Origin of the sequence: Kutzneria viridogrisea DSM 43870, assembly GCF_000525635.1 — a bacterium.
Lineage (GTDB): Bacteria > Actinomycetota > Actinomycetes > Mycobacteriales > Pseudonocardiaceae > Kutzneria > Kutzneria viridogrisea.
In genome coordinates this window covers 5,109,556-5,135,063 of record NZ_CP007155.1, presented here as the reverse complement: position 1 = coordinate 5,135,063, position 25,508 = coordinate 5,109,556, and the positions used below count along the sequence as shown (strand labels likewise).

The following is a 25,508-nucleotide window of genomic DNA, read 5'->3' as shown; positions in this document are numbered from 1 at the left end:
GGGTCAGTAGATGCGCTCGCCGAGGCCGGTGAGCGTGACCGCGTGCACGTCGTGGCCCCGGGCCCGCAGCGGTCCGAGCGTCCTGCGCCAGCACCAGCCGCCGTGCTGCGCGCCGGGAATGAGAATCAGGGAGCTGTCATTCATGAGGTGACCTCTGTTGCGCGGCGGGACGTGTCGATCTGGGGCTATGACCGGGTTGGTTTCGGTAGTTCAGCGGTGATCTTCTCGAGCAGGGTGTGCAGGGCGGTCCGTTCGAGGGGGTCCAGCGGGGCGAGGATCGCCTCATCCACGTCAGCCATCGCGCTGTCGATCCCGGCGATCAGCTCCATGCCGACCGGCGTCGCGTAGACGCGCTTACTGCGTTCGTCGCCGCCTTCCATGCGGCGCTCGACAAGACCGCGGCGCTCGAGCCCCTGCAACAAACTCGAGACGCTCGCAGCGCCCCGGCGCGTTTTCTGCGCGATGTCGCGCTGGATCGCCCCGGGTTGCTGGATCACGTATCCGAGCACAAAGCCCTGCTCGAAGCTGAGCTCTCGGCTCCGGAACCAGTCCTCGCCGCCCTTGTGCTTGGCCCATGCGATCCAGCGGATGAGCTCAAGGGTGGCCAACGTGCTGTCCCGACCGTCCATAGTCGCAACGCTAACTGTTCGATCTCATACAATCAAGGACCGGAGAGTCTGTGATCGAACTGATTGCGGTGTCCGGCTGATCGCACTGCTGACGCGCGGGGGCGGTCTACCTGCCCAGCAGCGAACCCACTGCCTTGGCGATCGCCGGGGCGTCGATCTCGGCGGCGGCGAGCAGCTCGGCGGGCGTGCCGGAGGTGGGCATGATCCGCACGGCCAGCTTGTGCACTCTGGGCGGCCGGGCCAGGTCCGAGACGGCGGCCAGCACGGCGTCGCCCAGACCGCCCTCGGGCCAGTGGTCCTCCACGGTGACGAGCAACCCGGTGTCCCGCGCGGCGGCCCGCACGGTGTCCTCGTCCAGCGGCTTGATCGAGTAGCAGTCGATCACCCTCGCGGTGGTGCCCTGACTGGCCAGCAGATCGGCGGCGGCCTCGGCTTCGCCCACGGTGATGCCGCAGGCCAGCAGGGCCACCTCGTCCGCGTCGCTGGAGCGCAGCACCCTGCTCCCTCCAATGTGGACGTCCTCAGTGGACGGAGTGCGCACCACCGTCTTGCCGCGCAGGGTCCGCAGGTACGAGATGCCCTTGCGGTCGGCCATCTGCGCCACGAGCTGGGCCGTCTGGTTGGCGTCCGACGGGTGCAACACGGTACTGCCGTGCACCGCCCGCAGTGCCGCCATGTCCTCCAGGGCCATCTGCGAGGGCCCGTCCTCACCGATGGACACACCGGCGTGCGAGCCGACCAGGCGCAGGTCGGCACGGGAGATCGCGGCCATGCGGACGAAATCGTAGGCGCGGGACAGGAAGGCCGCGAACGTGGAGGCGTAGGGCACCCAGTCGCGCACCTGAAGGCCCACCGCCGCGGCGATCATCTGCTGCTCGGCGATGAACATCTCGAAGTAGCGGTCCGGGAGCTGCTTGGCGAACAGGTCGCTGTGCGTGGAGTTGGACACCTCGCCGTCCAGCGCGACCACCTCCCCGCGCTGCTCGCCCACCGCCAGCAGGGCGTCACCGTACGCCTGGCGGGTGGCCACCTGCTCGCCGAGCGCCCAGGTGGGCAGTTCCGCGCCGGTGACGGCGAACGCGTACGGCTTCGCCCTGACCTCGGGCCTGGTCACCCGCACGGTCAGGTTCCTGACCCCGCCCAGTTCCGCGATCGCGGCCTCCGGGTCGTCCAGCGGCTTGCCGTGCTTGCCAGGCAGGTCCTCCACGGCCTTGACCCCGCGACCCTTGCGCGTCTTGGCCAGCACCACGGTCGGCTTGCCGGTGGTCGCCTCCGCACCCTGGTAGGCCTCCTCGATCGCGTCCACGTCGTGGCCGTCAACCGTGATCGCGTGCCAGCCGAAGGCCCTCGCCCGTTCCGCGTAGCGCTCCAGGTGCCAGCCGGTCATCGTCTCCCTGGTCTGGCCCAGCCGGTTCACGTCCACGATCGCGATGAGGTTGTCCAGTCCGGCGTGCGCCGCGTGCTCGAACGCCTCCCAGATCGAGCCCTCGGCCATCTCCGAGTCCCCGCACAGGACCCACACCCGGTACGGCAGCCGGTCCAGTTTGCTGCCCGCCAGCGCGATGCCCACCCCGATCGGCAGCCCCTGGCCCAGTGAGCCGGTGGCTACGTCGGTCGGCGGGATGCGCGGGGTCGGGTGGCCCTCCAGCCTGCTGTCCAGCCGCCGGAAGGTGAGCAGCTCCTCATCGGTGATCGCGCCCGCCGCCTTGAGCACGCTGTAGTACAGCGGAGAGGCATGCCCCTTCGAGAAGATCAGGTGGTCGTTGCGAGGGTCGTCCGGGGCCTGGTAGTCCAGTCGCAGGTGGCCGTCGAGCAGCACCGCCAGCAGGTCGGCCGCCGACATCGAGGACGTCGGGTGCCCGGACCCGGCCTTGGCACTGCACCGGATGGAGTCCACTCGCAGTTGCTGTGCCAGTTCACGGCGGAAATCGCTGTCGGCCATCTGTCCTCCCAGTCGTGTCGAGCCTCCTTGCTGAGCTACCCGCGAGGTGGTGAGTGAAACCGTTCCGGCTGGGTATCCGGGCCTCATGACCGCCGCCGAGTTCGAGGCCAAGGTGCACGAGCACTGGACTCGTGCGCACGCCGCCGCGATGCAGGGCCAACTCGCCGAGGTGCTCGACACCGTCCTGGCGATCCAGGCTGCCTGCTTCCTGCGCTACAACCGGCAAGCCATGGCCTTGACCGGTATCGGACGGCCGGAGTTCGCCGCGCGACTGCGCGAGCACGCCCGCCGGGAGATCGAGTACGCGCTGCGGGTCGCTCGGCGGCTGAACGACCTCGGCGGGCACAGCGAGTTCGACGCCAACGCGCTGGTGGCCGAGGAGGGCCCGGACGGGGCGGACCGGTTGGACCCGGACCGCGTGGTGGAGGAGAACCGGGTCGCCCGGCGCGTGGTCGTCACGACCTACCAGGACATCCTCGGCTGGATCGGGCAGGGCGACCCGGTGACCCGCCACCTGATCGAGTCGATACTGGACGAGGAGCGGAGCACATGAGCGAGACCGTGGGCGACTACCTGCTGCGACGGCTGCGCGACTGGGGCGTCGAACAGGTCTTCGGCTACCCCGGTGACGGCATCAACGGCATCGTCGCCGCCTTCGGCAAGGCCGGGGACCAGCCCCGGTTCATCCAGGCCAGGCACGAGGAGATGGCGGCGTTCCAGGCGGTGGGCTACGCCAAGTTCAGCGGCGAGGTGGGGGTCTGCATGGCGACCTCCGGGCCGGGGGCCATCCACCTGCTCAACGGCCTGTACGACGCCAAGCTCGACCACGTGCCGGTGGTGGCGATCGTGGGACAGACCGCCCGCAGCGCCATGGGCGGCAGCTACCAGCAGGAAGTGGACCTACAGAGCCTGTTCAAGGACGTGGCCAGCGAGTACCTCGTCGAGGTCAACGTGTCCGAGCAGTTGCCCAACGCACTGGACCGGGCGATCCGCGTCGCACAGGCCGAGCGCGCGCCCACCGCCCTGATCATCCCCAACGACTTGCAGGAGGAGCCCTACAACCCGCCGCGGCACGTGTTCAAGCACGTGCCCTCCAGCCCGCCGAGCACGGTTCACTCGGTGACCACGGCCGACCCCGCCGAGATCGAGCGCGCCGCCGAGGTGCTCAACGCGGGGGAGCGGGTCGCCATCCTGGTCGGGCAGGGCGCCCGGCGGGCAGCCGACCAGGTGGTCCAGGTGGCCGAGCTGACCGGTGCCGGGGTGGCCAAGGCCTTGCTGGGCAAGGACGTGCTGCCCGACGACCTGCCCTTCGTCACCGGCTCCATCGGGCTGCTGGGCAGCCGGCCCAGCTACGAGCTGATGGAGGGCTGCGACACCCTGCTCATCGTGGGCTCCAACTTCCCGTACTCGCAGTTCCTGCCTTCCTTCGGCAAGGCCCGTGGGGTCCAGATCGACATCGACGGCAAGTTCATCGGGATGCGCTACCCGACCGAGGTCAATCTGGTCGGCGACGCAGCGTCCACTTTGGATGCACTGATCCCCTTGCTGGAGAGGAAGTCCGACAGGTCCTGGCGGGAGCGCGTGGAGAGGGGCGTGCGGCGCTGGTGGGAGGTCATGGAACGGGAGGCCATGGTGCCCGCCGATCCGATCAACCCGATGCGCATCACCTGGGAGCTGTCCGCGCGCATCCCGGACAACGCCATCGTCACCGCCGACTCCGGCTCGGCCGCCAACTGGTACGCGCGCACACTCAGGATGCGCGGGAACATGCGAGGATCCCTCTCGGGCACGCTGGCGACGATGGGGCCCGGTGTGCCCTACGCGATCGGCGCCAAGTTCGCCCACCCGGACCGCCCCGCGATCGCGCTGGTTGGCGACGGGGCGATGCAGATGAACGGGCTGGCCGAGCTGATCACGCTCAAGCGGTACTACCCGCGGTTCAGCGATCCGCGGTGCGTGATCTGCGTGCTGCACAACAACGACCTCAACCAGGTCACCTGGGAGCTGCGGGCGATGGGCGGTGCGCCCAAGTTCGAGGAGTCCCAGGTGCTGCCCGACATCTCCTACGCCGACTTCGCCCGCTCGCTCGGGCTCGGCGGCGTCACCGTCACCGATCCCGAGCGGATGGGCGCCGCCTGGGACGAGGCGCTGGCCGCCGACCGGCCGGTGCTGCTGGACGTGCACTGCGACCCGAACATCCCGCCGATCCCACCGCACGCCACCTTCGAGCAGATCAAGTCCGCCGCCGAATCCGTGCTCAAGGGCGATCCCGACGCGTGGAACCTGCTCACCAAGGGCGTACGCACCAAGGTCCAGGAGTTCCTGCCCGGGCGGGGCTGATGGCCACCTCCACCGCGCCGACGGTCCTGGGGTTCGGGCGGCCCCCGCGCGGATCCGCGCTGGGGGAGTACTTCCGCACCACCGACCACAAGCGCATCGGCATGCTGTACCTGGCCACCACGTTCGGGTTCTTCCTCGTCGGTGGGGTGCTGGCCCTGCTGATGCGCACCGAACTGGCCGCACCGGGTCTCCAGTTCCTCTCCCAGGAGCAGTACAACCAGCTGTTCACCATGCACGGCACGATCATGCTGCTGCTCTACGCGACCCCGAACGTGTTCGGCTTCGCCAACCTGGTGCTGCCCATCCAGATCGGCTCGCCCGACGTGGCCTTCCCGCGCCTGAACGCCCTGTCCTACTGGCTGTACCTGCTCGGCGGGCTGATCGTGCTCGCCGGGTTCGCCACACCGGGCGGGGCGGCGGACTTCGGCTGGTTCGCCTACGCCCCGCTCAACGACCTCGCCCACTCGCCGGGGGTGGGCGGGGACCTGTGGGCCGCGGGGCTGATCGTCAGCGGCCTGAGCAGCATTCTCGGCGCGGTCAACATGATCACGACCGTGGTGTGCCTGCGCGCGCCCGGCATGACCATGTTCCGGATGCCGATCTTCACCTGGAACATCCTGTTCACCTCGTTCCTGGTACTGATGGCCTTCCCGATCCTGACCTCCGCGCTGTTCGGTCTGGAGGCCGACCGGCACCTGGGCGCGCACGTGTTCGACCCCGCCAACGGGGGCGCCATCCTGTGGCAGCACCTGTTCTGGTTCTTCGGCCACCCCGAGGTCTACATCGTTGCCCTGCCCTACTTCGGCATCGTGTCGGAGATATTCCCGGTGTTCAGCCGAAAACCGCAGTTCGGCTACCGGGGGCTGGTCTTCGCCACCATCGCCATCGCGTTCCTGTCGGTGACCGTGTGGGCGCACCACATGTTCGCCACGGGGGCGGTGCTGCTGCCGTTCTTCTCCTTGACCAGCTACCTGATCGCCGTGCCCACCGGCATCAAGTTCTTCAACTGGATCGGCACCATGTGGCAGGGGCAGCTGACCTTCGAGTCCCCGATGCTGTGGTCGATCGGCTTCCTGCTGACCTTCCTGTTCGGCGGCCTGTCGGGGGTGCTGCTGGCCTCCCCGGTGCTGAACTTCCACGTGACCGACAGCTACTTCGTCATCGCACACCTGCACTACGTGCTGTTCGGCACCATCGTGTTCTCCACCTTCGCCGGGGTCTACTTCTGGTTCCCGAAGTTCACCGGCCGGATGCTGGACGAGCGGCTAGGCAGGCTGCACTTCTGGCTGACCTTCGTCGGGTTCCACACCACGTTCCTGGTGCAGCACTGGCTCGGCGCCGAGGGCATGCCCCGCCGCTACGGCGACTACCTGCCCACCGACGGCTTCACCACGCTGAACACGATCTCCACGATCGGCTCGTACGTGCTGGGCCTGTCCATGCTGCCGTTCATCTGGAACGTGATGCGCAGCTACCGGTTCGGGGAGCGCGTCACCGTGGACGACCCCTGGGGCTACGGCAATGCCCTGGAGTGGGCGACCAGTTGCCCGCCACCGCGGCACAATTTCCAAGCCCTGCCGCGGATCCGCTCCGAGCGGCCCGCGTTTGATCTGCACTACCCGCACGTGAGGTCCGCCGCACGTGAGTGAACCCGAGGCCTCCGAGCAACGGCGATTGGCCCGCAACCTCAACGAGTTGTTGCAGGAGTTGCGGGTCGCCCAGACCGGAGTGCAGGTGCTGTTCGGTTTCCTGTTGTCGTTGGCTTTCACCGAGCGCTACGCGCACGCCGACGGCTTCCTGCACATCGTGCACATCACCACCGTCATGCTGGCCGCGGTGGCGGTGTGCCTGCTGATCGCCCCGGTCGCCTGGCACCGTGTGCTGTTCCGCCGTGGCCGCCGCGAAGCCGTGGTCAACCGGGGCTCCGTGCTGACCGTTCTCGGCCTGACGGCACTGGCGCTGGCGATGGCCGGTGCCGTGCTGCTGATCGGCTACACTATTTTCGGCGGCCTGGTCGGCGGACTGCTCTCCGCCGCCATCGCGCTGCTCTACCTGTTGCTGTGGTTCGGCGTTCCGCTGTGGGCGCGGCGCTGATCGGCGCGGCCAACCCGCACACGAAAAAAGCCGGTGCGTCCTCCGCCGGAAGCGGAGGACGCACCGGTACCGCGGCGCCGAGCGCTACTTGTTGAACACGTTCTTGACCGCATCCTTGACCTTCTCGCCGGCCTGCTTGAGGCCGCCCGCGGCCTGGTCGGCCTTGCCCTCGGCCTGGAGCTGCTCGTTGCCGGTCGCGTTGCCCGCGGCTTCCTTGGCCTTGCCCTTGAGCTCCTCGGCCTTGTTCTCGAACTTGTCGCCAGTGCTCATGTCCGTGTTTTCCCTTCCCTAGGATCGCGGGACCTACTGGGGAATACCCGGATGAGTGGTGCTCAAACACCACGATTGGAAGTATCTGGCGCGGGTATTTCGAGTCCATGCTGGACTATCCGGAGACCCTCCGCGCGAAGCTCGCCGAGGGAGCGCTCGACCTGCCCCTGCCCGGATCCGGTGCGACCAGGCGCAGGTGGTCGGAACTGGCTCGCCTCGGCAGAACCGACCTGCCCCTGGCGCGGGTGGCCGAGGGGCACTGCGATGCCGTGGCGATCCTGGCCGAGGCCGACCGCAAATCCGTTCCGGGCGCGCTCTACGGGGTGTGGGCCGCGCGCTCCGGCGGTACCGGCGCGGTGCTGCGCGGCGACCGGCTGACCGGCACGGTACGGTTCTGCTCCGGGGCGCACGGCATCGACCGGGCGCTGGTCGTGGCCCTGGATGAGCAGCGGCGCAGCGTGCTGGTCGAGGTGGACCTTCGCGAGGACCGGGTGCGGCCGGTGGAGGGCACCTGGCAGGCGTTGGGCATGGCGGACTCGGACAGCCCCGACGTGGTGCTCGACGAGGTGCCCGTGCACGCCGACCAGATCGTGGGCGAACCGGGTTTCTACCTGGAGCGTCCCGGGTTCTGGCTCGGCGGCGGGGGCGTGGCCGCGGTGTGGCTGGGCGGCGCGGCGGGTGTCGTCGACTCAGTGCTGGCCGGGTTGCGCGCCCCGGACGAGCACCAGTTGGCGCACCTGGGCGCCTTGCACACGGCGTTGCGGTCGACCCAGGCCCTGCTCGACCAGGCCGCCGAGATCGTGGACGACGATCCGCGCGGTGACCACAGAGTCCTGGTGTGGACGTGCCGGGCCGCTGCCGAGCGGGCCGCGTGGGAGGTGCTCGACCGGGTACCGCGCATCACCGGGCCGACACCGTTGTGCCGGGACGCGGGCTTCGCACAGCGGCTGGCGGACCTCCAGGTCTACGTGCGGCAGCACCACGCGGAGCGGGACCTGGCGGCGCTGGGCGGCGCGGTCGTGCGGGGCGAGGACCGCCGTGTCCTGCCGGTGTTCGACCCCACCGGGTACCGGCGCGTGACCGCGGTCGCGGCCCATCCCGATGACGAAACCCTTGGTGCCGGCGGTGTTCTGCGGCAACTGCACGAACTCGGCGCCTCGATCCGGCTGGTGGTCGCCAGCGACGGCGAGGCGGCGTTCCCCGAGCTTGAGGCGGAGGACCGCGCGGAGCTGGGACGTCGGCGACGCCGTGAACTGGCCGAGGCGTTGGCCGAACTGGGGGTGCACGACGCGGAGGTGCACTGGCTCGGGTTGCCGGATTCCGGCCTGGCACACCACGAAGCGGAACTGACCGAACGGCTGCGTGAGCTGCTGGCGGACGCGGACTGCTGCCTGCTGCCCTGGCCGGGTGACCCGCACCCGGACCACCGGGCCGTGGCCGGGGCCGCACTGGCAGCCGCCCCGGTGACGGCACACCGCTGGTCGTACCCGATCTGGATGTGGCACTGGATGTCCACCACCGATCCGGCCATCCCCTGGCAGCGTGCCCATCGTGTGCCGCTCACGGACCCGGTGCGGCAGGGCAAGTCCGCCGCGCTGCGGGCGTTCGACTCCCAGTTGGTGCGCGGCCCCAACGGTGAGCCGCCCATCCTGCCGCCAGAGGTCCTGGCCCACTTCGAGCGGGACGAGGAGGTGCTGTTCCGCGAGCCGCGACGGGAGAGCGCGCCGCTGGCCCGGTTCAGCGCCCTGTACGCCGCCGACCCGGACCCGTGGCGCACGGCGACCAGCCCGTACGAACAGCGCAAGCGGGCACTCGTGCTGGCCGCACTGCCAAGGCAGCACTACGAGTTCGCCGTCGAACCGGCGTGTGGCGCCGGCGCGCTCACCCGCGAGCTGGCGGCCCGCTGCACCCGTGTGGACGCCTTCGACCCCGTTGCCGAGGCGGTGGCCGCGGCACGTCGGCACAGCGGGGTCGCTGTCCGCCAAGCCACCCTGCCCGAGGGGTTCGGCCCCGAGCGGGCGGATCTCGTCGTGCTGAGCGAGATCCTGTACTACCTGTCCGACGATGAGCTGGACCGCACGCTGGACGCGGTGACCGAGGTGCTGGAACCGGGCGGTGATCTGCTCCTCGTGCACTGGCGGCCGTGGGCGCCGGAGGCCGTGCGGGATGGCGCCGCCGCACACGAGCGGGTGGCCGCACGCCCCGGGCTCGTCAAGGTCGTGTCCCATGTGGACGATCAGTTCCTGCTGGACGTGTTGAGGCGCCGGTGATCCGCGGGGTCGCCGTCGTCGTGCCCGCGCGGGACGAACAGGACACGATCGCGGCCTGCCTGGACGCGATCCGGGTCGCACTGCCGGGTGAGGTGCGGTCGGCGGTGTGCGTGGTGCTGGACCGCTGCACCGACGACACCGAGCGGATCGCCCGCCGCAGCGCCCCGTGGGCCAGGCTGCTGGTCAACCGGGCCGATCTCCCGCTGGGGACGCTCCGCGACCTCGGTGCACGCGCCGCGCTGGCGGCCCTCGGTGTGCCCGCGCGGCGGAGTTGGCTGCTCAGCACGGATGCCGACTCCGTGGTGCGGCCGGGCTGGGTGCGTGATCACCTGGCCCAGGCCGCGCGCGGGGTGTGCGGCTACGCCGGGGCGACCGAGATCACCGACTGGGCGGGCCACACCGAGCGGACCCGCCTGCGGTACCTGGCGGTCGCGGGTGATCCGAGCCGTGAGCACGTCTACGGCGCGAACCTGGGCGTGCGGGCCGACGCCTACCTGGCGGTCGGCGGGTTCGCGGCCCTGGCCACCGGTGAGGACCAGGACCTCTGGGACCGCCTGCGGCTGGCCGGGCACATACTCGTCACCGGCGTCGCGGCGCCAGTGCTGACCAGTTCCCGGCGGCACGGGCGGGCCACCGGTGGGGTTGCCGACCTGCTGGCCGGTCTGATCTCGTGATACCCCAGCCGGTCGGCGGCTCGTTCGTACGGCCGGTGCGGTGCGCAAGTAGGGTTCACCGCGAGTCAGCAGCTTCGAGGAGGCAGGATGTCAGTCGACGCAGGCGATACCGACAGCTTGGCAGTTTTGCTGAGCAAGGACGCCGACGTCCTGATCGCCCGGTGGGTCGCCCTGACCAGCGCGCCGCTGCGCGGCAAGGTCAGCGAGGCTGAGCTCACCAGGGAGTGCCGCGAGCTGTTCGACACGCTGGTGGCCGCGGTGTCCACCGGCAGCCGCGACTTCCAGGACCCGGCCTTCGTCGAGGTCAGGGCCGCGCTGGAGGAACTGTCCCGGAACAGGGCGCGGCTGGGGTTCACCCCCTCGGAGACCGTGGTCGGGGTGTTCGCCCTCAAGCGCGCCATGTTGGAGACAAGTGGCCAGCGCACCGGGGACACCGGCTTGCGCGAGGTCATCGAGTTCACCCTGCTGTTGGACACCCTCGGCCTGTGGACCTTCGAGTGCTACGCCCGCGCCCGCGAGGAGGTCATCGCCCAGCAGGCCGAGCAGCTGCTGGAGCTGACCACCCCGGTGGTGCGGCTCTGGGACGGCGTGCTGGCCGTGCCCCTGGTGGGCACCCTGGACTCGGCGCGCACCCAGGTCGTCATGGAGAAGTTGCTGGAGGCGCTGGTCGAGACCGGTGCCGAGCAGGCGATCGTGGACATCACCGGTGTGCTCGCGGTGGACACCCAGGTGGCCCAGCACCTGCTCAAAACGGTGATGGCCGCCCGGCTGATGGGTGCGGAGTGCACGATCTCCGGCATCCGGCCGCAGATCGCGCAGACCATCGTGGAACTGGGCATCGAGTTCGGCGACATCACCACCAAGGCGAGCCTGGCCGACGCGCTGCTGTACGCGATGCGCCGCTCCGGGGTCGACGTGGTGCGCAAGCGGGCGCAGGTGGGCTGATGGACCGCATCCCCATCCTCAAGATCGGCCAGGTGCTGCTGGTCTCCATCCAGATCGACCTGCAGGACCAGAGCGTGCTCGCGCTGCAGGAGGACCTGGCCGAGCAGATCAGCGCCACCGGGGCGCACGGCGTGATCATCGACATCTCCGCCGTGGAGATCGTGGACTCCTTCATCGGCCGCATGTTCGCGACCATCGCCGCCACCTCGCGGCTGTTCGACGCCGACACCGTGGTGGTCGGCATGCGGCCCGCGGTGGCGATCACCCTGGTGGAGCTGGGCCTGACCCTGGGCCAGGTGCGCACCGCGCTGAACCTGGAGAAGGGGCTGGCGATCCTGGGCAAGCTGGCCGCTGAGCGGGAGCTGGCCGAGGGGCTGGACGACCTCGACGAGCCCGTTCAGGCGAACTCGTGACCGCACCCACCGGTGAGCGGGACGAACTGGTGATCGCCGGTGACGAGGACGTGGTGCGGGTGCGGCAGGTGGTCCGCGGCTTCGCGCTGCGGGCCAAGCTCTCGCTGGTGGACCAGACCAAGCTGGTCACGGCGGCCAGCGAACTGGCCCGCAACGCCGTCAACTACGGGGGCGGCGGTCAAGCGGTGGTCGAACTGGTCGGCAACGGCAGGCGGGTGGGCGTGCGGGCCCGTTTCGCCGACGACGGACCGGGCATCTCCGACGTCGAACTGGCGTTGACCGACGGGTGGACCAGCGGCAGCGGGCTGGGGCTCGGGCTCAGCGGGGCACGCCGCCTGGTGGACGAGTTCGAGTTGGAGACCGAAGTGGGCCGCGGCACGGCGGTCACCATCACCAAATGGGCGCGGTAACCCGGATGACCGAGCCCACGCGCGCCACGGGGTGCCTGCCCACAGTGCAGGACGAGGCGTGGCTGCCGGTGGAGGACCCCGCTGCGGTGGGTGCGGTGCGCCGCAGGGTCAGCGCGTTGGCCCAGCGGCTGGGGTTCCCGCCCTCCCGGGTCGCTGAGATCGGGATCGTGGCCACTGAGCTGGCTACCAACCTGTGCAAGCACGCCGTGCGCGGTGTCGTGCTGCTGCGCTCGGTGCAGGCGGATCAGCCCCTGGTCGAGTTGCTCGCCGTGGACAGCGGACCGGGCATGATCGACCCGGAGACGTGCCTGCGCGACGGCCAGTCCACCACGGGCACGCTGGGCATCGGCCTTGGCGCGGTGACCCGGCTGGCGGACTCGTTCGCGGTGCTGTCCGAGGTGGGCCTGGGCACCGGTTTCGCCACGAGGTTCCACGCCACCCGGCACCCCGTCGACCCGGGCACCACGGCAGCCGGCCTGACCCGTGCGCTGGCGCACGAGCCGGTCTGCGGGGACGCCTACGCCGTGCGCCAGGACGGCGACCAGCTCACGCTGATGCTGTGCGACGGCTCGGGGCACGGACCGATGGCGGCCACCGCCTCGCAGCGAGCTGTCGCCGTGTTCTGCGAGGGTGACCCGTGCGCCCCCGAGGTGGCCGTGCAGCGCATCCACACCGCGCTGGTTGGCACCCGGGGCGGCGCCGTCTCGGTCGCCCGGATCGACCAGGCCGCGGGCACCGTGCGGTTCGCGGGCATCGGCAACGTCGTGGGCAGCGTGCTCTCCGAGCAGGGCCGTCGCGGCATGGTGTCCCTACCGGGCATCGCCGGTTACCAGGCGCGCACGTTCCGCGGCTTCGACTACGAGGCCCCACCGGGGTCACTGGTGGTGCTGCACTCCGACGGGCTCACCGACCGGTGGTCTGTCGACGGCCGCGAGCGACTGCTGGCCGCGCCACCGCTGCTGGTCGCCGGGGCGCTGCTGCGCGAGGCGGGAGTGCGCCGCGACGACGCGTGCGTGCTCGTGGCACGAGTGGGGCAGCCGTGACCGGACAGACCTTGCTCGCCCTGCAACTGCACGAGGACTCCGACGTGTTCCTGCTCCGCCAGCGGGGCAGGGAGGTCGCCCGCGCGGCCGGACTGGACGCCCAGGACCAGATCCGGGTCGCCACCGCCCTGTCCGACCTGGGCCGCATCCTGCTCGGCGGCAGCAGCGAGGTCACCGCCACCTTCCGACTCAGCGCGGACCGGCCCGCCGCACTGGACGTCGAGCTGGTCTGGCCGGGCGAGCGGGTGTGCCCGGAACTGCCCGGCTGGGCCGCCGCGACCCGGCTGCTGGACGAGGTGGTGCCCTCGGCCCGCGCTGAGTTCCAGGTGCTGACCCTGCGCAAGAAGCTGCCCATGGACAGCTTGCCGCCCACGGTGCCCCAGCTGGAGCGGCTGCGCGCCGAGCTGTCCGAGCTGCGCCCCGCCTCCGCACTGGACGAGCTGCGGGCCCAGAACCAGGACCTGCTGGTCACCCTGGACAACCTGGAGCGCAAGCAGCGTGAGCTGGTCCGGCTCAACGAGGAGCTGGAGGAGACCAACCGGGGCGTGCTGGCGCTGTACTCGGAGCTGTCCAGCGAACTGGACCAGACCAACCAGGGCGTGCTGGCGCTCTACGCGGAACTGGACCAGAAGTCCCGCGAGCTGACCCAGGCCAGCGAGGCCAAGACCCGGTTCTGGTCCAGCGTGAGCCACGAGCTGCGCACCCCGGTCAACTCGGTGGTGGGCCTGGCCAGGCTGCTGCTCGGCCCCGGCGGCGACCCGCTCGGCCCCGAGCAGCACCGGCAGTTGAGCCTGATCAACCGCTCCGCGGAGAACCTGCTCGCCCTGATCGGCCAACTGCTGGACGTGGCCAAGGCCGAGTCCGGACGGCTGGAGGTGAAGGCGGCCCCGGTCGACCTGCGGTTGGTCTTCGCCGGGCTGCACGACACGCTGCGGCCCACCTCGGCGCACTCGGCGGTGGCGCTGCGCGTGGAACCGCCCGCTGACCCGGCGTGCCTGGTCACCGACGAGACCATGCTCGTGCACGTGCTGCGCAACCTGCTGTCCAACGGGTTGAAGTTCACCGAGCGCGGTGAGGTCCGGCTGACCGCCGAGCCCGAGCCGGACACCGGCTGGTGGCGGTTCACCGTCAGCGACACCGGCATCGGCATCCCCAGCGACCAGGAGCACCTGGTGTTCGAGGAGTTCCACCAGGTGCCCAACCCGTTGCAGGCCCGCAGCGCGGGCACCGGGCTCGGCCTGCCCTACGCGCGCAGGCTCGCCGAGGTGCTCGGCGGGGAGCTCACCCTGTCCAGCACGGTCGGCGCGGGCACCGAGGTCGTGCTCCGGCTGCCCGCCGAGGTGTCGCCGGAGCCCGGTGTGGGTACCGTCCTGCTCGTGGTCGACGACGACACCCTGCGCACCCGGTTGCGCCACCTGATCGTGCCGCTGGCGCAGCGGGTGCTGGAGGCGGGAGACGTGGAGTCCGCGCTGGTCGCCACACGGCAGGCGCACCCGGACGTGGTGGTGTTCGAGGAGGCCGAGGGCTGGCAGCGGCTGTCCGCGTGGCGGGAGGGCGAGCTGGCCGTGGTCCCGGCCGTGGTGCTCACCGCCGCCGACGCCGTGGAGGCGCCCACCGCCCCACTGGTGACGGTGCTGCACAAGTCGAGGCTGTCCCCGGACACGGTGGGCGAGGCTCTGCGCCGGGCGTTGGGCCTGCTCGTGGACCGGTCGTGAGCCCGCACCTGCGCCACATCTCCGCGGACCTGCCCGCGCGGATCCTGGTCGTGGACGACAACGAGGCCAGCCGCTACATCACCGCCAGTTGGCTGCGCCGCGACCGGCACGAGGTCGTGGAGGCCGCGGACGGCACCAGCGCGCTGGCAGTGCTGCGCGAGCAGGCGGTCGACCTGGTCGTGCTGGACGTGAACCTGCCCGACATCAGCGGGTTCGAGGTCTGCGAGCGGATCAAGGAGGACCCGGCCACCGCGGTGCTGCCGGTCATCCACGTCTCGGCCACGCTGGTGGACCCCGCCGAACGCGCGCAGGGGCTGACGCGCGGCGCTGACGCGTTCATGAGTGAACCGGTGGATCCCACCGAACTGCTCGCCACGGTGACCGCCGCCCTGCGCTACTACCGGGCCCGCTCCGCCGCCGAACGGCTGGCCCGCAGGCTCAACCAGCTCACCCGCTCCAGCTTGCTGGTCAACGCGGCGACCACCTTCTCCGCGCTGATCACGGCGGCGGTACGCGGTGCCGCGACGATCTTCGACAGTGGGACCTCGGTGCTGCTGGCCCTCTCCGACGGCCGGGAGTGGCAGGCCACCACCGAGGGACCGGACCAGCGGGTGAGCACCCACGAGGAGCAGTCCGGTCTGCTGGAACGCCTGGCGGAGCAGGCTTTCGACGGTCAGGTCGGCGCGGCACTGGTCACGCTCGCCGCCGCCGACAGCCCCACCGGTGACCAGGCGGTGGCCGTGGTGGTGCGCACCAAGCTGGACCAGCCGCCCTGCTGCATCGCGCTGCCCGCCGAGGCTGCGGCACTGCCTGAGGACCACGACCTGCTGCTGCAACTGGGGCAGGCCACCGCGGTCGCGGCCCAGGGGCTGCGTGCCTACGCCGCCGAGCACACCCTCGCGCTGACCCTCCAGCGCAGCCTGCTGCCCAGAGGCCTGCCGCACCGCGAGGACCTGCTGATGGCCGCCCGCTACGTGCCCGCATCCGACGCCGCCGAGATCGGCGGGGACTTCTACGAGGTCACCGAGCTGGGGGACCGCCTGCTCGTGGCGATCGGCGACGTCACCGGCCACTCCATCGAGGCGGCCACGGTGATGGGCGAGGTCCGGCACGCACTGCGGGCCTACGCCGTGGACGGGCACGGTCCCGCGGAGATCCTGCTCCGGCTGGACGCCATGCTGCGGCGGTTCCACCCCACTGGGTTCACCACGGTCTGCCTGATGGTGGTCGACCCCGGTGCGGGAACCGTGGAGATCGCCAACGCGGGACACATCCCGCCGCTGTTCGTGGACGCCGACGGGGCTCGGTACGTGCCCCTGCCCGGAGCACTGCTCGGCATCGGTGTGCCCAGGCCGCCCTCGACCGTGCTGCCGCTGCCACCGGGCACCTCGGTCGTGCTGATGACCGACGGACTGGTCGAGCGGCGCGGGGTGCCGCTGGACGAGGACCTGGAGGTCCTGCGGGCGGGCATGCTCGGTGACGAGAGTCCGGACGCCTTGTGCGGCAGGCTGTTGGCCCAGTTCGGCCAGGGCAAGGACGATGACATCGCCGTGCTCGTGCTGCAGCGGCCCGGCAGCCCCTGACCCGCGCCCGCGCGGCCGCTGGCGTCGACTGGCCAACCTCGCACTTCTGCCACTGGGGTTGTCAGCGGAGGCTGGTACTCACCTGGTTCGTGGGGGAGGGTGGTCGGTGTGCCCCTCACACCTGAATTCGGACCACGCCAAGAGGCAGCGGCACGACGCCTCCTGCTCCTGGTCGCGCTGCGGACAGCTCGTAGCGAGGGGTTGGGAATCCTGCAGGTCTGGCAATCCTGCGGGCAGCAGCAGGCCCGGGCGGACATGCACGCGCTGCACAGCCAGGGCACCGAGGCGATCCGCATGATCGGCGCCGTCGACGCCGCGGCGGAAGGGCTGAGCGACCCCGACGCGGGCTGGGAGTGACTTCCAGCGGTCAGCCGTCCTGCGCGACCAGGTCGGCGGGAGCAAGGGAGCCGTCGGTCAGCGCCTGGGCGAGTTCGCGCGGTGAGCGACCGGTTCGCGAGCTGTACTCGTACAGCCAGTGGCGGGCGACCTCGGGCGTCAGCCCGAGGTCGCCGGCGAGCACCCCGATGGCCTGCCCGATGTGCACGCGGTCGTTGAGCGCGGTCATGGTCTGCTCGGCCAGCCGTTCCACCCGGCGCGGGTCGCGTTCCTGCGTCAGGCCGAGGGTCGCGAGGTTCGCCAGCGACTGCCCGAGACGCAGCTGCCAGCCGACCAGCTCCGTGCGGCGGGTGAAGAACAGGTTGATGCCGCCGACCGCCCGGCCGTCCAGGCTCAGCGGGAACGCGTAGGCGGACCGGATGCCCTCGTTCGCGGCGGCCTTGGCGAAGCGCGGCCACCGTACGCGGTCAGCTTCGAGGTCGAGGCTGTCGACCAGGGTGTTGCCGGTGATGCTGTCCAGGCAGGGGCCCTGGTCGAACTGGATCTGCGGCAACTCGATGAACCGCACCCGATCGTCGGAGGCGGAGAGCAGCGCGTACCCGCCGCGGGGATCGGCGATCAGGGTCCCCGAGACGGCCGGGGCGAGCAGGTCCCCGTACGCGGTGATGACCGCGTCGAGCACGCTCAGCCTGTCGTGACGGGCGGCGAGTCGCGCGGTGATGGCGGCGACGCAGTCGCTGAACACTTCCGGCGCGGTCCTCACCAAGTCAGCATGCGGCGCCGCGCGTGGTTCACGCAGAGCGGTCATTCCTCACTCCTGTGGCGTTTCGAAGTGCAGGCTGCGGTTCAGCACGTCCTGTGCGACCTCGAGCAGCGGGCGGTTGTGGCTGAACGCGTGCGCGCGCAGCCGCAGGAACGCGTCCTCCATGCTGATGTGCAACTGGGCCGCGAGCATGCCGGTGGCGATGTTCACCGCGTCGTAGTGGCCCGGGTTGTCCTGCTTGATCCACTCGGCCTGGTCCGCGGCCTCCTCCGCGGCGTCGGTCAGCAGCGCGGTGGTCGCCAACTCCGCCAGCACCGCGGCGTCGGCGAGTTCGTCCTGCGCCAGCGGTCCCGGCAGCCTGCGGTACAGGCTGAGCGTGCCCAGCTGGATCGCGCCGCCCCGCAGGGGAAAGGCGAACGCCGCTGCCAGCCCGGTGCCGATCGCCACGGCGTCCACCGAGATCTGATCAGCGCGACAGCGCACACCGCCCCCCGCCCAGCCGGAGAAGTCGCGGTCACCCGCACGCTCGGCTACGCGCTGCCACAGCCGGTCCCGGCGCTGTCCGTCCACCGCCTGTTACCTCCGCGCTCGACCGACTACAACCCTCGGTCGGGCCGCCCTGGCGGGAGTCCATCATCCCGCGGTCGGTGCCGAGGTGCCGCGCAGCCGTGGCTGTGCGGCTTCAACCGGTGGTCGACGAGGTCCTCGATCTCGGTGAAACGGGAGGTCACCGTCTCGGCGAGGTAGCGCGGTTTGAGGTTGATCGCCTGACCCCTTCGCGCTGATCCCGCTCCGGGCCATCAGGATGCCGTTGGCTTGGCCGGTGGCGTCCCGGCTGTCCAGTGCCCGGAACAACCGCTCGGCGGCGGTGAAAGCCGCGTGCAGTCGGGAGTGGACGGTGAGCGCCCCGGACTGTCAGGGGTTGATCGAGTCCGGCGGCAGTGCGGTGGACACCAGGGACCGGATGCCCAGCGTCGCGGAGGCCAGGTCCTCGCTGTGGGCCACCGGGGGTCCGCTCGGGCGGCCCGGTTCCCGGCCGCGAGAGCAAGCCCGCTCGTCTGTCCTCGACCCCGGTCACCGTGCTGCCCCCGTTCACGTTCTGTGCGCCGAGAGTCCCGCGCGCCCGCCTCGCGTATCAGTAGCTCGTACTTCGAACCGCAGTCCACCAGGTCAACCCGGGCCCGGCGGGCCAAGCACCTGGACGGCGCGCGGGGCGCGGTCAGCCCGGTTACCGTTCAGTAATGCGGGTGACGGGAGTGGCGCTGCACGCGCGGGGACTGGCCGTGGCCGGATCACGGGGCTCGGTGTTCGACGGAGTGGACCTGGACCTGCCTGCCGGTGGCCTGCTCGCCGTGCACGGACCTGGTGGGTCGGGGCGGACCTCGCTGTTGTTGGCACTGTCCGGGCGCATGCGGCTGGCGGCGGGCGCGATCGCGGTGGGGAAGCACCGGCTCCCGGGTGACGAACGCGCGGTGCGGGAACTGGTTGGCGTGGCCCGCGCGGAACCGGCCGTGGCACTGGAGGAACGCCTGCGCGTAGACGAACTGGTCCGGGAGCGTTGCTGGACCGGCCGGGAGGTCACCCCGGCGCGGGTGCACGAGGCGATGGACCTCGTTGGCGTGCGAGCACCCGGCCGCGACCTGGTCGAGGACCTGCCGCCGTGGACGGCGACCTTGTTCGCCGTGGCGCTGGCCCTGGCCGAGCGGCCCCGCGCGCTGGTGATCGACGACGTGGACCGGGACTGTCCACGTGAGCAGGTCACCGAGGTCTGGCAGGCGCTGGACCGCTTGCGGCACAACGGGTGCACGGTGCTTGCCGGGTGCTGCGATCCGCCCGGTCCCGGTGGTGAGCCGGTGCTGGTCGAGCTGCCGAGGCGCAGTGTCGACCGGCTGGAGGTTCGGCGGTGACCGCGATCAGGTTGGCGCTGCTGGAACTGCGCCGGTTCCGCGGCCCGCTGCGTCGGCTCGTGCCGGTGGCGCTGTGCCTGATCCCGTTGCTGTACGGGGCGATGTACCTGTGGGCCAACTGGGACCCGTACGGTAAGCTCAAGCAGATCCCGGTCGCCGTGGTCAACCACGACCGGGTGGCGCACAGCAAGCAGGGGCAGCGCGTGGACGCGGGCAACCAGTTCGTGCAGCAGCTCAAGGTCGCGGGCACCTTCGACTGGCACTTCGTGGACGACCACGAAGCGCGCGACGGGCTGGAGCACGGCCGCTACTACTTCACGATCACCGTGCCCGAGGACCTCAGCGGCAAGCTCGCCACCGCCGCCAACACCCAACCCGAGCAGGCCTCCATCACGATCCAGCTCAACGACGCCAACAACTACGTCATCGGGGTGATGAGCGAGGCCGTGCAGCCCGAGTTGCAGGACCAGGTCAACTCCGCGGCGCACGCCGCCTACGTGCGGGCGATCTACGGTGAGCTGTCCCAGGTCCGCGACAAGCTCGGCGTGGCCTCGGACGGGGCGCACCGGCTGGTCGACGCCACGGCCACGGCCCAGCAGGGCACGCGGGCGCTGAGTTCCGGGACCTCCGCGCTGCGGTCGGGCACGGCCCAACTGGCCGAGGGCGCACGGCAGATCAGCCAGGCCACCAGCACCCTGGACAACGCCGTCAGCAAGGCGGCGACCGCCGTGGCCGACAAGCTGCCCGGCGCGGCGGCCACCCTCGTCACGGCGGCGAACCTGACGGCACAGGGACTTTCGGCGCTGCACACCGGGACGAGCCAGGTCAAACAGGGCACGGCACGGGCCGTCACCGATCTCAACCAGCTCGGGGACGCAGCCCCGCAACTGCGTGGCAACCCCGTCTACCAGCGGGCGGTGCACGACGCCGAGCAGGTGGACGCCGTGGCAGGGCAGATCGACGGGCAGGCGGCTGCCGCCGACGCGAACGCCCAGCAAGTCCTGAGCGAGGCCAGGCAGTTGCAGGCCAACGTCGGCGACGCGCGCCAGGGCGTGCTCGCCGCCACCGCCCCGGTCCGGTTGATCGACGCGGGCGCACGGGACGTCAGCGGGGGAGCGGCCACCCTGTCGCAGGCCACCGATGCCGCCGACCAGGGGGCGCAGAGCCTGAAGTCGGCCGCCGACCAGGCGCACAGCGGGGCCGCGGAGATCGCGGGCACCGTCGACGACGGGCTCAGGCAGATCCCCGCAACCAGCCCGGACGAGGTCTCGCACGCCGCCGAGGTGCTGGGCACGCCGGTGCGCATCTACCGCGACAACCTGAACCCCGCTGGGGTGTACGGGCGCGGGTTCGCCCCGTTCTTCTTCGGCATCGCGCTGTGGGTGTTCGGGTTGTTCGCCTACCTGTTGCTGCGCCCGGTGAACCCGCGCGCCCTCGCCAGCCGGATCAGCCCGCTGACCGTGGCCGTCGCGGGCTGGCTGCCCGCAGCCGTGCTCGGCGTCGCCGGGGCGCTGCTGCTGTTCACCGTGGTGGACCTCGGCCTGGGCCTGGATCCGGTGAACCCGGTGCTGACCGTCGCCCTGCTCGCGCTCGGTGCCGCCACTTTCGTTGCCGTGGACCACTTCCTGCGCACCACCCTGGGCGCTCCCGGTGACGTGCTCTCGCTGGTGCTGCTGATCCTGCAACTCACCTCCTCCGGCGGGTTGTACCCGATGCCCACCACGCCGGGGCTGTTCCAGGTGCTCAACCCGGTGCTGCCCATGACCTACCTGATCGACGGGCTGCGCATCACCACCTCCGGCGGGCTGACCGCCAACCTGGTGCGCGACTTCCTCGTGCTGGCCGGTGTCCTCGTGCTGTTCCTCGGCCTGACCTCGCTCACCGTGCGGCGCCAACGCATGTGGACACCGGCTCGGCTGCACCCCGACGTGGAGCTGTGAGGGGTGGCGGCCCGCCAGCCGGTGTCCTCAGGGCCCGCCGACCACGCGGGCACACCGGCAGCGGGCCGCCGGGAACCTGGACGGTATCGGGATCTTCCTGTCCGGGGAGCTGGTGAGGATTACTCACACGGGGAGCACGGCGGAGCGCTGGTGCTCCCGGCCACGCTGCTGGACCGGGTTGTGCTGAGGGTAGCGCAGCCGAGCCTTGCCCGGTTCCGGTGAGGTGCGGACCGGCGCTAGCCGCTCGCCTCGGAACCTTGACCGTGTCTCGCCGGTGACCACCCAGCAACGCCCGCCGCCGCGGGCAGTGTCAGCCTCGGCCTGGACCGGATACCAGGTCAACAATGTGCGACGCGCCATTAGTCGGTCAGCACCACAGCGGCGTCCGGTTCGGTGACGCGGAAGCTGAAGCTCTCCTCCACGTACAGCGACACCGACTCGCGGTCGTGGTGGCTGTAGCCGACCGAGAGGTCCTGGCCCAGCTCCAGCACGAAGTTGTCCCCACTGAGGCTGGCCACCACCGCGCCGCGCACGCCCAACGCGCGCACAACCTTGCCGCCGTCCAAGATGCGGCGCAGGTGGTCCAGCACCAGCAGGCCGCCGTGTTCGGTGCTCTCCACGATCCGGGTGTAGCCCTCCGGGCCGATGGCCAGGGCGTATGGGCCCTTCATGCCCGCCTGCCGCAGGGTGTCCACCGCCCGGGCGACCACACCCGGATAGCTCCCGGCCTCCGCCCCCGGCCGGGCGGGGGCCGTGCGGTGACCGGTCGGCGATGCCGGAGATCCCGGCCTCCGCGCTGCCGTGGAACACCGCCTGGTTCTCGATCAGCGCGGCCTGCCTGGCGGCCCGGTCCAGGTCGTCGAACTCCAGGTCCTCGGCTCCGCGGTCGGCGTCCTCCAGCACCTGGCGGTCGATCGTGAACGGCACGCGGACCTCCACCAGCGGCAGCACCTGTCGTTGGCGAAGCACGGCGTCACCGCCGGTGCCGATCGACCGCACCCGGCCGAGGTTGGTCGCCGAGTGCTGCCAGCCGTGCGGTCCGGCCACGTCCACCACCCGCCGCGCGGCCAGGTGCACGGTGAGCCGCTCGCGGACCTCCTCGTCGATCCGCTGCCACCCGGTGGTGGAGATCGGCGCGAGTTCGCGTGTCAGGTGGTCCATCACCGCTCCTTCAAGCCGCCGATGCGCAGGGACGGGTCCGGTTCCGGGTCTCGCTTCCGCGCCCGCGCGAGCTGCTCGACGTACTGCTCGGGGTCGACGTCGCTGACGTCCAGACCCCGGGTACCCGCGTGTTCCTGTTTGAACTCCAGGAACCTGCGGCCCAGTTCCTCACGCAGTCCTGGATCGGCGTGCCTGCGGAAGTCCGCCAGCGCCCCGTCCTCCTCCTCGGCCATGTGCTCGCTGTTGGCCATGCGCGCCCGGTGCACCGCCGCGCGCCACGCCGTGCTGCCCACCGGGTGCAGCGCCGCGTCGTGCACCCCGTCCCGGATGTCGTTGTGGTCGCCGACCGCGTCCAGCGTCTCGTCCTCGGCCTCGGACCCGCGCCGCATCCGCTGCGGGTAGAAGATCGCTTCCTCGGCAGCCGCGTGCACGTCGAGCAGATCACCCAGCGCGCGCCAGATCCGCCCCAGTTCCTCGTTGTCCACCACGTCGTCCATGCGCGCGAACTCACGCCGGAATCTGTCGTGGTCGTCCAGGATCAGGCTCGTGATGTCCGCCATGGGACGAAGGTAGGCCCTCGCCGATCGGGGCGCAGCGCGTTTGTCCTCCGCGAACTGGTGGTAGGCCAGCAGCATGACCAGAACGGAGGACCTGAAGGCGAAGTTGCCGCTGCGACTGGTGTGCTGGCTGCTCGTTGCCGTCGCCGGGGTGGTGGTGGCCAACACCGTGCTCGAGGACAAGCTGCTGACCAAGGGGTTGTCGCTGGGCGGCACCGCGCTGTTCGCCATCGGCGGCATCGCGGCCACCCGCTCGGCCGCCACCGAGGTGGCGACCCGCTTGCGTGGCAAGGGGTTTGGGGCCGCAGGTTCTGTGTTGAGCACAGTGCTGACCGCCACCGGGTACTGCGTGGTGGTGCTGACGGTGCTCAGCCTGATCGCCGTTCCCCTGCAACAACTGGTCGTCGGTGGCGCCGTCACCGGTGTCATCCTCGGCATCGCCGCCCAGCAGACCCTCGGCAACGTATTCGCGGGCATGATGATCCTGCTCGTGCGGCCGTTCCGCATCGGCGACACCATCGAGGTCCGCTCCGGTGCGCTCAACGGCCCCTTCACCGGCCGGGTCCGCGCGCTGGGCCTGACCTACGTCACCCTCGCCGCCGAGAACGGCACCCTGTTGCTGCCCAACGCCGGGGTGCTCGCCGCGGGCGTCACCGTGGGCTTGGAACCGGAGTGAGTGTGGGCGGCCGCGCCCTGGGTAACCGTGCCGCATGACCACACTCAAGGCGTTGGCACTGGTATGCACGCTCACCCCCTCCCCGGCCGTGTCGAGCAGCCACGTGCTCGCCGAGCAGGTGCTGTCCGAACTGGACGGACACGGGGTGCGCGGCGAGGCGATCCGGCTGGTCGATCTGGACGTGAAACCCGGTGTGCAGGCGGACATGGGCTCGGGTGACGCGTGGCCGGAGGTGCGGCGGCGCGTCCTGGGCGCGGACATCCTGCTGCTGGCGACCCCGATCTGGCTCGGCCACCCCAGCAGTGTGGCGCAGCGCGCGCTGGAGCGGCTGGACGCGGAGCTGTCGGAGACCGACGAGAACGGCAAGCCGCTGACCTACGGCAAGGTGGCGACGGTGGCGATCGTGGGCAACGAGGACGGGGCGCACAAGGTCAGCGCGGACCTGTTCCAGGCGCTCAACGACTGCGGGTTCACCATCCCGGCCGGTGGGGCCACCTACTGGGTCGGCGAGGCGATGGGCAGTACCGACTACAAGGACCTGGACGGCGCACCGGACTCGGTGGCCTCGACCACCAAGACCCTGGCCAGCAACGCGGTGCACCTGGCCAACCTGCTCCGGGACGCGCCCTACCCCGCTTGAGCTGTCCTGCGGTTGACCGCGTCCACCTGTGGGTAGGTTGATCACGTGCGGATTGTCGTTCGTCGAGTCCTGCTCGTGGTCACCGTGTTGTGGGCGGTCCTGCTGAGCGTGGCGGTGCTGGTGTACGTGCTGCCGCTGGTGCCGTGGCAGCCCTGGCTGCTCGTCTCGTTGCTGATCAACCCGTACGGGCCCTACCTGGTCCTGGCCGCGGTCTTCGGCGTGCTGCTCGCGGTGCTGGCCGGCAGGCACGGGGCACGGCACAGCGCTGTCGGCTCGGGTCTGGCCAGCGCGATCTGCGTGGTGCTGGCGGTCGTACCGATCGCCGCGGTGCTAGGGGCTGCGGAGAGCCGCGGCGTGACGATCTCGCCGTGGGACTACTCCGCCGTCAAGGACAACGAGACCTTCCCGGATTCCCGGCGCAGCACCACCTACGCCACTGTGGACGGTCAGCAGCTGCGACTGGACGTGTGGCAGCCACAGGGGGAGGGCTCGCACCCGGCGGTGGTGTGGGTGCACGGCGGGGGATTCGCCACCGGCCAGCGCGGCGAGGCCGCCAAGTGGTACCAGTGGCTCAACCAGCGCGGGTTCGCCGTGTTCTCCATCGACTACCGGCTCACCCCGCCCGCTCGCTGGCGGCAGGCCCCCGGCGACGTCAAATGTGCCGTGGGCTGGGTGCGGTCCAACGCCGAGCGGCTGCACGTGGACCCGAACCGGCTCGTGCTGGCCGGTGGGTCAGCGGGCGGCAACCTCGCGCTGGTGGCGGCCTACTCGGCCGGGGACGACCGGTTACCGCCGAGTTGTCCCGCGCGGGACACCTCGGTGCGGGCCGTGCTGGCGCTGTACCCGGGCACCGACCCCACCGACCTGTCCGGCTCGCTGACCGAGAACGCCGGCGACTCGCTGGCCTACACCGGGGGAGACCCGAACGCGGAGCCGCTGGTCAAGCCGATGACCTTCGTGAGCCCAACCTCCCCGCCCACCTACCTCGCCGCGGGCACGCACGACGTGGTGGTGCGCTACGAGCAGTCGCTGAAGCTGGACCGGGTGCTGACCAGCAGCGGCGTGCCGCACACGCTGGTGGGCATCCCGTACGCGGACCACATCTTCGACTTCCGCTGGGGCACCTACGCCAGCCAGCTGGCCCGCGCGACCATGGGCGAGTTCCTGGACAGCGTGCCGGGCCTGCGGCGGTGAGGCCGG

26 protein-coding genes and 1 pseudogene are annotated in these 25,508 nt (G+C 71.0%); 18 read left to right on the top strand and 9 right to left on the bottom strand.

Translation table 11 applies throughout. The features are described 5' to 3' along the window. Positions 1–3: 3 nt before the first annotated feature. From KALB_RS49300 to KALB_RS22655, 3 genes are all read right to left on the bottom strand, one after another. The gene (locus KALB_RS49300; protein ID WP_236650442.1) at positions 4–144 is read right to left on the bottom strand and encodes a hypothetical protein; all 141 of its coding nucleotides are present in this window, start codon (positions 142–144) and stop codon (positions 4–6) included. Positions 145–185: 41 nt separating this feature from the next. After that, a complete protein-coding gene (locus KALB_RS22660; RefSeq protein WP_025357999.1) occupies positions 186–629 on the bottom strand; it encodes a MarR family winged helix-turn-helix transcriptional regulator in 444 nt (147 codons plus the stop codon). 106 nt (positions 630–735) lie between these two features. After that, on the bottom strand, positions 736–2,571 hold the full coding sequence (locus tag KALB_RS22655) for a transketolase (protein WP_025357998.1): 1,836 nt from the start codon (positions 2,569–2,571) through the stop codon (positions 736–738). Between the two features lie 85 nt (positions 2,572–2,656). Between KALB_RS22655 and KALB_RS22650 the strand changes: the two genes are divergently transcribed. The 4 genes from KALB_RS22650 to KALB_RS22635 are packed head-to-tail and all read left to right on the top strand — an operon-like array spanning position 2,657 to position 7,005. Then, positions 2,657–3,124 (top strand): ferritin-like domain-containing protein, encoded by a 468-nt coding sequence (locus tag KALB_RS22650; protein WP_025357997.1) that lies wholly within the window; start codon positions 2,657–2,659, stop codon positions 3,122–3,124. Then, positions 3,121–4,911 carry a thiamine pyrophosphate-requiring protein gene (locus tag KALB_RS22645; RefSeq protein ID WP_025357996.1) on the top strand — a complete coding sequence of 597 codons (1,791 nt, stop codon included), beginning with the start codon at positions 3,121–3,123 and terminating at the stop codon, positions 4,909–4,911. The genes KALB_RS22650 and KALB_RS22645 overlap by 4 nt, the downstream gene beginning before the upstream one ends. Further along, complete coding sequence (gene ctaD, locus KALB_RS22640) at positions 4,911–6,560, top strand: aa3-type cytochrome oxidase subunit I (RefSeq protein ID WP_025357995.1); 1,650 nt, start codon at positions 4,911–4,913, stop codon at positions 6,558–6,560. Before KALB_RS22645 ends, ctaD begins: the two co-directional genes overlap by 1 nt. Further along, complete coding sequence (locus tag KALB_RS22635; RefSeq protein ID WP_025357994.1) at positions 6,553–7,005, top strand: DUF6328 family protein; 453 nt, start codon at positions 6,553–6,555, stop codon at positions 7,003–7,005. The genes ctaD and KALB_RS22635 overlap by 8 nt, the downstream gene beginning before the upstream one ends. 84 nt (positions 7,006–7,089) lie before the next feature. Here KALB_RS22635 and KALB_RS22630 read toward each other — a convergent pair whose 3' ends face one another. Then, positions 7,090–7,275 (bottom strand): CsbD family protein, encoded by a 186-nt coding sequence (locus KALB_RS22630; RefSeq protein ID WP_025357993.1) that lies wholly within the window; start codon positions 7,273–7,275, stop codon positions 7,090–7,092. A gap of 107 nt (positions 7,276–7,382) precedes the next feature. Here KALB_RS22630 and KALB_RS49295 point away from each other — a divergent pair, with 107 nt between their 5' ends. The 9 genes from KALB_RS49295 (at position 7,383) to KALB_RS47670 (ending at position 16,685) form a co-directional block, all read left to right on the top strand. Then, a complete protein-coding gene (locus KALB_RS49295; protein ID WP_236649990.1) occupies positions 7,383–9,545 on the top strand; it encodes a PIG-L family deacetylase in 2,163 nt (720 codons plus the stop codon). Continuing rightward, the gene (locus tag KALB_RS22615) at positions 9,542–10,219 is read left to right on the top strand and encodes a glycosyltransferase family 2 protein (protein ID WP_030111316.1); all 678 of its coding nucleotides are present in this window, start codon (positions 9,542–9,544) and stop codon (positions 10,217–10,219) included. Before KALB_RS49295 ends, KALB_RS22615 begins: the two co-directional genes overlap by 4 nt. An 87-nt stretch (positions 10,220–10,306) precedes the next feature. After that, entirely contained in the window at positions 10,307–11,164 is an 858-nt protein-coding gene (locus KALB_RS22610; protein ID WP_030111315.1) for an STAS domain-containing protein, read from the top strand. Then, on the top strand, positions 11,164–11,577 hold the full coding sequence (locus KALB_RS22605; RefSeq protein ID WP_169743531.1) for an STAS domain-containing protein: 414 nt from the start codon (positions 11,164–11,166) through the stop codon (positions 11,575–11,577). The genes KALB_RS22610 and KALB_RS22605 overlap by 1 nt, the downstream gene beginning before the upstream one ends. Continuing rightward, entirely contained in the window at positions 11,574–11,987 is a 414-nt protein-coding gene (locus KALB_RS22600) for an ATP-binding protein (protein WP_025357991.1), read from the top strand. Before KALB_RS22605 ends, KALB_RS22600 begins: the two co-directional genes overlap by 4 nt. Before the next feature lie 5 nt (positions 11,988–11,992). Then, positions 11,993–13,030: an ATP-binding SpoIIE family protein phosphatase gene (locus tag KALB_RS22595; RefSeq protein ID WP_025357990.1), complete on the top strand. Its 1,038-nt coding sequence runs from the start codon at positions 11,993–11,995 to the stop codon at positions 13,028–13,030. Next, the gene (locus tag KALB_RS22590) at positions 13,027–14,745 is read left to right on the top strand and encodes an ATP-binding response regulator (protein ID WP_025357989.1); all 1,719 of its coding nucleotides are present in this window, start codon (positions 13,027–13,029) and stop codon (positions 14,743–14,745) included. The genes KALB_RS22595 and KALB_RS22590 overlap by 4 nt, the downstream gene beginning before the upstream one ends. After that, positions 14,742–16,328, top strand: a complete 1,587-nt coding sequence (locus KALB_RS22585) for a fused response regulator/phosphatase (protein WP_025357988.1) — start codon at positions 14,742–14,744, stop codon at positions 16,326–16,328. The genes KALB_RS22590 and KALB_RS22585 overlap by 4 nt, the downstream gene beginning before the upstream one ends. A 201-nt stretch (positions 16,329–16,529) precedes the next feature. Beyond that, positions 16,530–16,685, top strand: coding sequence for a hypothetical protein (locus tag KALB_RS47670; protein WP_158510785.1), 156 nt, complete (start codon positions 16,530–16,532; stop codon positions 16,683–16,685). 10 nt (positions 16,686–16,695) lie between these two features. Here the strand turns inward: KALB_RS47670 and KALB_RS22575 are convergent, their stop codons facing one another. Together KALB_RS22575 and KALB_RS22570 are read right to left on the bottom strand one after the other, a co-directional pair. Then, complete coding sequence (locus KALB_RS22575) at positions 16,696–17,427, bottom strand: GAF and ANTAR domain-containing protein (protein ID WP_236649989.1); 732 nt, start codon at positions 17,425–17,427, stop codon at positions 16,696–16,698. Between the two features lie 48 nt (positions 17,428–17,475). Beyond that, a complete protein-coding gene (locus tag KALB_RS22570) occupies positions 17,476–17,997 on the bottom strand; it encodes an ANTAR domain-containing protein (protein ID WP_025357985.1) in 522 nt (173 codons plus the stop codon). Between the two features lie 671 nt (positions 17,998–18,668). Here KALB_RS22570 and KALB_RS22565 point away from each other — a divergent pair. Together KALB_RS22565 and KALB_RS22560 are read left to right on the top strand one after the other, a co-directional pair. After that, complete coding sequence (locus tag KALB_RS22565) at positions 18,669–19,334, top strand: ATP-binding cassette domain-containing protein (RefSeq protein WP_025357984.1); 666 nt, start codon at positions 18,669–18,671, stop codon at positions 19,332–19,334. Next, positions 19,331–21,274, top strand: coding sequence for a YhgE/Pip family protein (locus KALB_RS22560; protein WP_025357983.1), 1,944 nt, complete (start codon positions 19,331–19,333; stop codon positions 21,272–21,274). The genes KALB_RS22565 and KALB_RS22560 overlap by 4 nt, the downstream gene beginning before the upstream one ends. Before the next feature lie 359 nt (positions 21,275–21,633). Here the strand turns inward: KALB_RS22560 and KALB_RS49890 are convergent, their stop codons facing one another. From KALB_RS49890 to KALB_RS22550, 3 genes and pseudogenes are all read right to left on the bottom strand, one after another. Beyond that, positions 21,634–21,984, bottom strand: a complete 351-nt coding sequence (locus KALB_RS49890) for a family 1 encapsulin nanocompartment shell protein (protein ID WP_268872210.1) — start codon at positions 21,982–21,984, stop codon at positions 21,634–21,636. A 100-nt stretch (positions 21,985–22,084) separates the two neighbouring features. Further along, a pseudogene (locus tag KALB_RS49885) lies at positions 22,085–22,435 on the bottom strand (family 1 encapsulin nanocompartment shell protein); the annotation flags it as partial. Continuing rightward, positions 22,435–22,995 carry a hemerythrin domain-containing protein gene (locus KALB_RS22550; RefSeq protein WP_025357982.1) on the bottom strand — a complete coding sequence of 187 codons (561 nt, stop codon included), beginning with the start codon at positions 22,993–22,995 and terminating at the stop codon, positions 22,435–22,437. The gene KALB_RS22550 and the pseudogene KALB_RS49885, both read right to left, overlap by 1 nt. 73 nt (positions 22,996–23,068) lie before the next feature. Between KALB_RS22550 and KALB_RS22545 the strand changes: the two genes are divergently transcribed. From KALB_RS22545 to KALB_RS22535, 3 genes are read left to right on the top strand one after another with little or no spacing between them, the layout of a single operon-like run. Beyond that, positions 23,069–23,668: a mechanosensitive ion channel family protein gene (locus KALB_RS22545; protein WP_025357981.1), complete on the top strand. Its 600-nt coding sequence runs from the start codon at positions 23,069–23,071 to the stop codon at positions 23,666–23,668. 34 nt (positions 23,669–23,702) lie between these two features. Continuing rightward, positions 23,703–24,308 (top strand): flavodoxin family protein, encoded by a 606-nt coding sequence (locus tag KALB_RS22540; protein ID WP_025357980.1) that lies wholly within the window; start codon positions 23,703–23,705, stop codon positions 24,306–24,308. Positions 24,309–24,353: 45 nt separating this feature from the next. Further along, positions 24,354–25,502, top strand: a complete 1,149-nt coding sequence (locus KALB_RS22535) for an alpha/beta hydrolase (protein ID WP_201771799.1) — start codon at positions 24,354–24,356, stop codon at positions 25,500–25,502. The last annotated feature ends 6 nt before the right edge of the window (positions 25,503–25,508 follow it).